Raw genomic sequence first — 8,971 nt, forward strand, 5'->3', positions numbered from 1 at the left:
AGCTCTACGACTCCCCCCGCTCGACTTGCATGTGTTAGGCACGCCGCCAGCGTTCGTCCTGAGCCAGGATCAAACCCTCCATTTATATCCCCACAAAAAATCTTACGACTTTTTGGGAACCCCGTTATCTAAACCTACTTCCGTAGGCTCGGTCCTATGAAAGGTTAATCCAAGCTTCTCCTTATTTTTTGCTTCCGTACCCCTTCTCGAGTACGGTCCGCTTGCCGTTGTTCTGTTTTCAAAGAACATGCTTTGGGATTATAATCTTAACACAGCTTTTTTACTCTGTCAAGATTTTTCTTTTGTCGGCGCATCACCGACGGTTATTAATATAACATATCCTTTTTTGCTTAGCAAGAGGATTTTTTAATTTTTTTTGCTGTTTTTTTCTTCCAGTATATCTGTATTACAATTATTTAACTCCAGGTTTAAAGCAGGACACTAAATGTCCGTCTTCGACTTCCAAAAGTTCAGGAGTTTCCTTCCGGCAGCGGTCATCAGCAAAGTTACAACGGGAGGCAAACCGACAACCCTCCGGCGGATTAATTGGGCTTGGTACATCTCCTTTTAATATTATTCTCTGACGAGTAGCTTCTATATTTGGATCGGCAATAGGCACTGCCGAAAGTAGTGCTCTTGTATACGGGTGTAATGGATTTTCATAAAGCTTTCGGCTTTCGGTAATTTCTACTATTCGTCCAAGATACATAACCGCAATCCGATCGCTTAAATAACGTACAGTAGAAAGATCGTGGGAGATAAAAAGATAAGTTAACTTAAATTTCTTTCTTAAATCTTCCAATAAATTAATAACCTGCGCTCGAATAGATACGTCTAACGCAGAAGTAGGCTCATCTAAAACAATGAACTCCGGCTGTACTGCCAAAGCCCGCGCCACACCAATTCTCTGTCTTTGCCCCCCGGAAAGCTCGTGAGGAAAACGGTTGGCATGTTCCTCGTTTAAACCCACCAGTTCTAAAAGCTCAATTACCCTGCGGTTTCGCGCTGCACCCGATGCTAGTCGGTGAATATCAATAGGCTCAGCAATAATTTCGCCTATCGTCATCCGGGGATTTAGCGACGCATAGGGGTCTTGAAAAATCATCTGAATTTTGCGGTGAAGTCCGTATTTTTCTCCTTTATTCATCTTAGAAATATCTTTACCAGCATATACCAATGTTCCTGATGTAGGCTCGTAAAGTCTTGCCAGCACCCTACCCAGAGTTGTTTTTCCGCATCCGGACTCTCCAACAAGTCCTAGGGTTTCACCTTTTTTTATAGTAAAATTAACCCGGTCTACCGCCTTTAAAATTTGGCCGTGTCCTAAATTAAAATATTTAGAAAGGTTTTTTGCTTCTATAATATTTTCGTTCAATTAGTCCACCGCCTTTGCTTTAAGCTTTTTTACTTCTTCGGCATTCAGCCAACAGCTAACCCGGTGACCAGGAGCAACTTCGATTTCCTGTGGTTCGTACATTGCACAAATTTTCATTGCGTGTTCACAACGAGGCCAAAAAGCACAGCCTTTAGGGGGATTTATTAAATCCGGTGGCCTTCCGGTAATCGGAACCAGAGGGATTGACCGGTCTTGGTCCAAACGTGGAACCGATTTCAAGAGCCCCCAGGTATAGGAATGCTTAGCATTATAAAAAATTTCTTCGGTACTTCCTTCTTCCACCACTTTTCCAGCATACATGACCACAACCCGTTCGGAAAAACCTGCTACAACACCTAAATCGTGGGTTATGATGATGACCGACATATGCAGCTTATTTTGCAGCTCTTTTAAAAGCTCCAAAATCTGGGCCTGAATGGTAACATCTAAAGCGGTGGTAGGCTCGTCCGCAATTAAGAGCTGTGGATTGCAAGCAAGAGCAATGGCAATTAATACCCTTTGGCGCATACCACCAGAAAACTCGTGGGGATATTGCTTTAATCGCTTTTCCGGCTGGTTAATTCCTACCATTTTTAATAGTTCAATCATCCGCTCTTTTGCAGCTTCACCTTTTAATCCCTGGTGAACCCGCAGCACCTCACCTAATTGAGTACCAATGGTAAGAGTAGGATTCAAAGAGGTCATCGGATCCTGGGAAACCATCCCAATCTCTTTTCCCCGGATTTTCGCCATTTGCTCCTGAGTTTTGGGTACCAGGTCTTCACCATTAAACAAAATTTGCCCGCTCACAATTTTTCCCGGAGGAGTAGGGATTAACTTCATTATCGTGTGAGCTGTAACAGATTTTCCACATCCCGACTCCCCTACAATTGCGACAACTTCACCTTTTTTTACACTAAAGGTCACACCGCGGACAGCTTGAACATCACCGGCATAGGTTTTAAAGTTTACTCTAAGGTCTTTTACTTCTAAAATGTTTGCCACGTTAAAACCTCCTATCTCCTGGCCCGCGGGTCTAGTGCATCTCTTAACCCGTCTCCCACAAAGTTAAAGGCCAGCATGGTTATGCTAATAAAGAGCGCCGGGAAGAACAGCTGCCATGGATAAGCAGTGATAGCCTGCACACCATCGCTGGCAAGACTACCCCAACTGGCCATTGGAGCAGAAACTCCTAAGCCTAAAAAGCTAAGCCAGGCTTCAGTAAAGATAGCTTCAGGAATCATTAAAGTCATGGCAACAATAATCGGGCCCATGGTGTTCGGTATTATATGGCGCACTAATATGCGTAAGGGACTAGCCCCCAGTACTTTCGCCGCTAAAACATATTCTTGCTCTTTTAAAGATAATACTTGTCCTCTAACCATCCGCGCCATGTTCAGCCAGTAAACCGCTCCAAGAGCTATAAAAATAGTCTTTAAACCTGGTTCCATGACTACCATTAAAAGAATTACCCACAAAAGAAAAGGAATACTGGAGAGTATCTCCACAATCCTCATCATTATTTCGTCCACTATTCCGCCAAAATAACCGGAAATACCACCATACAATACGCCTATTAAAAATACTAAAACCGCCGTAACAATACCCACTTCCAGCGAAATCCTGGCTCCGTACCAGATCCTGGTAAACAGGTCTCGCCCAAGAGAGTCGGTTCCAAACCAGTATTGACTATTAGGGGGTTGATTCACCATCTTATAGTTTTGTTCATCATAGGTATGACCCGAAAGATAAGGACCTATAGCTGCCATAATAACTAAGATAATGATTACTACTAAACCTACCATTGCTAACTTGTTTTTACGAAAATTTCTACGCACATCCTGCCAGTAAGTAGTTCTAGGTTTGCCAATAGCTTCCGCTTCAAAGCCAGACTTTTCAAGGGGTGTTAAAAGTTCTTTGGTGATTTCCACGTCTTAGCCCTCCTTCCGGGTAAGTTTAATTCTCGGGTCAATTAAGGCGTAGGAAAGGTCAACTAAAAGGTTCATAAACATTAAAAATGCCGCATAAAAAATGGTCAGGCCTAAGATTAAGCCATAATCCCGGTTAACAATTGAAAGTACAAAATCCCGTCCTATTCCTGGAATAGCAAAAATTTTCTCGACCACGAAGCTTCCGGTAAATATCCCTGCAATTAGTGGACCCAAATAAGTAACCACCGGTAAAATAGCATTTTTTAGAGCATGCTTATAAATAACTACCCGTTCACTCATTCCTTTCGCCCGGGCAGTTTTAATGTAGTCCTGCTGCAACACTTCAATCATATTAGAGCGCACCAAGCGCGAAATAAACGCTGTGGGCAAAGTAGCTAGAGCTACAGATGGAAGTACAACATGCGCCGGAGTACCCCACATTGCCGTTGGAAAAAGTTTTATTTTATAGGCAAAAAAGTACATTAACAGAGAAGCCATGATAAAGCTTGGTACTGAAAAGCCTATAGTAGCTATGATCATGGCTAAATAATCCTGCCATTTGTTTTGATGGAGGGCTGAAATAATGCCTAATGATATACCAACAATCAACGCTATTAATACCGCTACAGCCCCTAAAGTTGCTGAAACCGGAAATCCATTTTTTATAAACTCATTAACTGTACGCCCTTCATATTTAAAAGAAACTCCAAGATCTCCTTTGGCTAATTGGGCTAAATACTTAAGATACTGTAGCCATAAAGGATCTTTTAAATGGAACTTTTCATTCAGGTTTTTCATCACCGATTCAGGAAGTTGCTTTTCGCTAGCGAAGGGACCGCCTGGAACCACGTGCATTAGGATAAAAGTAAAAGTAATAATTAAAAGCAAAGCCACTATCATATACGCTAAACGCTGCAGTAAAAAACGGCCCATGACTCCACCTCATTTCTTTGTCCAATATTTGCTACAAACCTCTATTAACAGGGAAAAAGGTATATGCGTAAATTCCGCATATACCCCCTTCCCCATACTACCTATTTTAATACCTAACTACTTCACACTAGCCCACTTAAATTCAGCTTCTACACCAAAGGAAGGAACTATCACATCCTGGAGTTTGTCACTTATTAATTCAGGATTAGTATAGAAGTAAATCGGCATTATTGGCATTTCATCCATTAAAATCTTTTCAGCATCATGCATTGCTTGCATACGAACTGCTTGGTCGTTGGTGGACTTGGCTTTTTTCACTAATTCATCGTACTTTTTATTGCTCCAGCCAGTTTCATTGTTGCCACCGTTGGTTACAAACATATCTATGAAGGTCATTGGATCACTATAGTCAGCAATCCAACCAGCCCGACATATATCATATTTTAACTTGCGTTGGCTATCAAGATATACTTGCCACTCCTGGTTTAGAATTTTAACATTTACACCAAGGTTCTTCTTCCACATCTGCTGAATTGCTTCAGCAATTTTCTTATGTCCTTCGGAAGTGTTAAACAGTATAGTTACCGTTGGAAAGCCTTTACCATCAGGATAGCCGGCTTCAGCTAAAAGCTTCTTGGCTTCGGCTACATCTTCCTTAAAGTAAGCATTCCCACCATTTTCCCGAAAATCTTTGCCGTTTGCATCAAGAATGCCATAAGGAACAAACGCATATGCCGGCTTTTGCTCAGCTTGAAGAATGGTATCAATTAACGCTTGCCGATCAATAGCCATCGCAAAAGCTTTTCTTACTCGCGGATCATTAAAGGGCTTTTTGGTAGTATTAAAACGATAGAAATAAGTTGCCAATTGCGGAAATACTTTTAATTTACCTTCTTGCTTTAACCGCGGCATATCTTCAGTAGGTATATCACTGATCATATCGACTTCACCGTTTTCAAACATGGTTAAAGCAGTTTTAGCATCATCAATTAAATAAAAATCAAGTTCATCTAATTTAACACTGGAAGCATCCCAATAATTGGGGTTTTTCTTAAGGACTATTTTATCTTTTGAGGTATAACTATCAATAACAAAAGGACCATTACCAATTATTTTTTTGCCATTTCCAACCTTAAAATCCGGATTAGCTTCAACAGCTTCTTTCTTTAAGGGCATAAGGGTTTGGAAAGCAGTCAAACCTAAGAACTGGGGGGCAGGTTCTTTGAGCTCAACCTTTAGTGTTTTGTCATCCACAACAGTAATGCCTACATCTTCAGCTTTACCCTTACCGCTGTTGTATTCTTCAGCACCTTTAATGTAATAAAGCTGGTATGCGTACTCCGAAGCTAACTCGGGAGATAAAGCCCGAAGCCAAGCATACTTAAAGTCATTAGCTGTTACCGGGGTTCCGTCACTCCACTTGGCATCCCTTAAATGGAAAGTATAAGTTTTTCCATCCTGGGAAACTTCCCAGCTTTCCGCAATACCGGGTGCAATTTTCCCATCTTTGTCATAACGGGTTAATCCCTCAAAAACCTCATTGGCAATTGTCCCTTCAGGCGCCCCGGTCATCTTACCAGGATCCAGAGTTTCCGGGTCAGCCCCTAAAACATATTTAATAACTTGCGGGGTTTTATTTTCCCCAGTCTTATTCTCTTCGGTCTTCTTGGCACAGCCGGTGAAAACCAAAGAGAAGCTTAGCACTACAGCCAAGAGTGCCAGTAAACCGTTTCTTTTTCTCAATGCACACAACCTCCTTTGAATTTTTTTGAATTTTTTTAATTTATGCCCCCAGGTAACAATATAGTAAATTCGACAGGATTTCGTACATTCCTGCCGAAATCTTGTGTATACAAAATATTTTATTCATAATATACTCTATATTTTAAATTTTTTCAATATTAAGTTACGCAGGGCGCTACCGCACCCTGGTTACTCCCGTGGGCGCATCAGTGGGAAAAGGAGCACATCCCGAATTGATGCTTTATCGGTTAAAAGCATGACAAGCCGGTCAATGCCAATTCCCAGTCCTCCCGCTGGAGGCATGCCATACTCTAAGGCCGTTATATAATCTTCATCCATCATATGAGCTTCTTCATCCCCCCGGGCCCGGGCTTCTAACTGCTTTAAAAACCGCTCTTTCTGGTCAATGGGATCGTTTAACTCGGAAAAGGCATTGGCCATTTCTCGACCGTAAATAAAAAGCTCAAAGCGATAGGTTAAGTCAGGATTTTCCTTTTGTCGTTTAGCAAGGGGTGATACTTCTACAGGGTAATCAATAACAAAAGTTGGGTTGATAAGGGTCGGCTCAACTTTTTCTTCAAAGACAGCTGTAATAATTTCGCCCCAATTCATACCTTCTTCTACTGGCACTCCCAGTCCTTGGGCTTTTTTATAAGCTACCTCCGGATTTTTGTAGCTGGAAAAATCTACACCCGTTGCCTCTTCAATTGCCTTTAACATTGGTACCCTTTTCCACGGCCTTACTAAATTAATTGGAGTTCCTTGATAACTTATTTCCAAAGTTCCCAGTACTTTTTCCGCCACATAGGTGATTAATTCTTCGGTTATATCCATCATATCATAATAATCGGCATACGCCTGGTACAGCTCCATCATGGTAAATTCCGGGTTATGCTTGGTAGATATCCCTTCGTTTCTAAAGTTTCTATTTATTTCATAAACCTTTTCAAAGCCACCCACTAAAAGTCTCTTTAAGTATAATTCCGGCGCAATTCTTAAATATAAATCCATATCCAAAGCATTGTGATGGGTAATAAAGGGACGAGCAGCCGCTCCACCGGCAATGGGATGCATCATTGGAGTTTCTACTTCTAAAAAGCCTTTTTTGTCTAAAAACTCCCGAATAGTTTTTATAATACGGCTTCGTAAAATAAAAGTTTCCCTGACTTCCGGGTTTACTATTAAATCGACATATCTTTGGCGATAACGAAGCTCCACATCGGTAAGGCCATGCCACTTTTCTGGTAGAGGTCTTAAAGATTTTGCCAAAATTTCAAAGCTCGAAATCCAAACGGTAATTTCTCCTTTTTGAGTTTTAAACACATGCCCGGTAACACCTATAATATCTCCAATGTCGAGTTTCTCAAATATTTTGTAAGCTTCATTGCCTAATTCATTTTGCCTGGCATAAATTTGAATTTTTCCTGACATGTCTTGAATATGAGCAAAAGAAGCTTTGCCATGTCCTCTTTTAGCTATTATTCGCCCGGCAATTTTTACAGTTTTTTCTGCTAATTCTCCAAAGTTATCCAGAATTTCTTTCGCGACATGGGTTCGCTCAAATTTGCCACCATACGGTTCAACTCCCATTTCCCGAAGCTCAAAAAGTTTTTCCCGGCGTACCTTAATAAGTTCATTTAGTTCCTGGTGTTCCAATTTGGCTCCCCCTTAATCTAAAATATCTACGATCTCGTATTTTAAAATGCCCGCTGGCACTTTTACTTCTACCACTGTACCTTTTTTCTGGCCTAAAATTGCACTGCCTACCGGTGATTCATTGGAAATTTTATTCGCTGAAGGGTCAGCTTCCGCCGAGCCAACGATATAATATTCTTCCACATCACCATATTCCAAATCCTTTAAAACTACCCGCGACCCCAGAGTTACCACATCTTTTTGTTGCTCATTCTCAATAATCTTGGCGTTTCTTAGCATTTTTTCTAAAGTAATAATCCGGCCCTCAATAAAAGCCTGAGCATTTTTCGCATCCTCATACTCGGAGTTTTCGCTAATATCTCCAAATTCAATAGCCTGTTTAATTCTCTCAGCGACTTCACGTCTTTTAACGGATTTTAATTCTTCTAATTCCTGTTCTAATTTTTTAAGCCCTTCCCGGGTTAAGATAACTTCTTTTTCTTTCATCTTTCTCTCTCCTTTTTATTTCCTTAAGAGATTAGGTATTTTTGTTACCTTTCTAATCCCCGCAAATTATACCGAAAGCACTGCTGAATTCAGCAGTGCTTTATTCTTTAAACGCAGTTAATTATAAAAGACGAGTTATTCCTTGTCAAGGAATTTTATGTGGCAAAAACCGTCTTTTTGATAGCATTTTTTCTAATTTTTTCTATTTCTTCAACGGTTACTGCCCTCTCAAAGCTTCTAAAGCCTCCAACTTTAAAACCATGCTTTTGGGCAAGCCGGTTAATCTCTTCCACTTTTTCTAGCTCCATATCCCGGCCTAAAGAAAAGTTCTCAAACCTTCCTTCTAAAGTTAAGATCATCGTTTCCGCCATACAAGCATACGAAGTTTTAGGGGGAAAACCAAAATTTAAACCAAATTCCACATCTCCCGGGACCTCTACAACTCCCCCTTCAATCACAAGAACATCGTCTCTAAGTCTAGCCACTTCTTTAGATACATCCCGGGGGCGGGAGACGTCACATACTACCGCTCCGGGTTTTAAATCTTCCGGTTCGATAATAGTATCCACTGAACTTGTAACAGTTATTACAACATCGGCTTCTTTTAAACTTTTTTTCACATCATCGGTAATGGTAACTGCAAGCCCTGACTCTTTTAAAATTAGATCAGCTACCGGTTCAAGTTTGGCTAGATTTCGGCCTACTAAAGTAAGGTTTTTTACCTCTTTGGCCATAAACCGGGCAGCTACTTTTCCTATCGAACCCGCGGCCCCAATTACCACCACATTGGCGGTTTTTAAATCATGCCCCATGATGGCAGCAGCTTTTTTTGTCCCTTCTAAAGCGG

Annotated in this window: 8 protein-coding genes and 1 rRNA gene; all 9 read right to left on the reverse strand. The window is 41.1% G+C overall.

Annotated features, from left to right (window positions below):
• Positions 1 to 85 (reverse strand): 16S ribosomal RNA (locus tag cpu_RS09630); the annotation flags it as partial.
• Positions 86 to 412: 327 nt separating this feature from the next.
• Positions 413 to 1,375, reverse strand: a complete 963-nt coding sequence (locus cpu_RS09635) for an ABC transporter ATP-binding protein (protein WP_075859797.1) — start codon at positions 1,373 to 1,375, stop codon at positions 413 to 415.
• Positions 1,376 to 2,380 (reverse strand): ABC transporter ATP-binding protein, encoded by a 1,005-nt coding sequence (locus cpu_RS09640; protein WP_075859798.1) that lies wholly within the window; start codon positions 2,378 to 2,380, stop codon positions 1,376 to 1,378.
• 11 nt (positions 2,381 to 2,391) lie between these two features.
• Entirely contained in the window at positions 2,392 to 3,306 is a 915-nt protein-coding gene (locus tag cpu_RS09645; protein ID WP_075859799.1) for an ABC transporter permease, read from the reverse strand.
• Positions 3,307 to 3,309: 3 nt separating this feature from the next.
• Positions 3,310 to 4,239 carry an ABC transporter permease gene (locus cpu_RS09650; protein WP_075859800.1) on the reverse strand — a complete coding sequence of 310 codons (930 nt, stop codon included), beginning with the start codon at positions 4,237 to 4,239 and terminating at the stop codon, positions 3,310 to 3,312.
• Between the two features lie 117 nt (positions 4,240 to 4,356).
• Positions 4,357 to 5,982, reverse strand: coding sequence for a peptide ABC transporter substrate-binding protein (locus tag cpu_RS09655; protein WP_075859801.1), 1,626 nt, complete (start codon positions 5,980 to 5,982; stop codon positions 4,357 to 4,359).
• Between the two features lie 189 nt (positions 5,983 to 6,171).
• On the reverse strand, positions 6,172 to 7,638 hold the full coding sequence (gene lysS, locus cpu_RS09660; RefSeq protein ID WP_075859802.1) for a lysine--tRNA ligase: 1,467 nt from the start codon (positions 7,636 to 7,638) through the stop codon (positions 6,172 to 6,174).
• A gap of 12 nt (positions 7,639 to 7,650) precedes the next feature.
• On the reverse strand, positions 7,651 to 8,124 hold the full coding sequence (greA, locus tag cpu_RS09665) for a transcription elongation factor GreA (RefSeq protein WP_075859803.1): 474 nt from the start codon (positions 8,122 to 8,124) through the stop codon (positions 7,651 to 7,653).
• A gap of 155 nt (positions 8,125 to 8,279) precedes the next feature.
• A partial coding sequence (locus cpu_RS09670) for a saccharopine dehydrogenase NADP-binding domain-containing protein (RefSeq protein ID WP_439951475.1) occupies positions 8,280 to 8,971 on the reverse strand: 692 nt, incomplete at its 5' end.

This window comes from Carboxydothermus pertinax (assembly GCF_001950255.1).
In the GTDB taxonomy this organism is placed as follows: domain Bacteria; phylum Bacillota; class Z-2901; order Carboxydothermales; family Carboxydothermaceae; genus Carboxydothermus; species Carboxydothermus pertinax.

Excerpts from the sequence above, each read along its gene's own strand:
- cpu_RS09650 (WP_075859800.1), bottom strand. The coding sequence starts at position 4,239 with ATGGGCCGTTTTTTACTGCAGCGTTTAGCGTATATGATAGTGGCTTTG.
- greA (WP_075859803.1), bottom strand. The coding sequence starts at position 8,124 with ATGAAAGAAAAAGAAGTTATCTTAACCCGGGAAGGGCTTAAAAAATTA.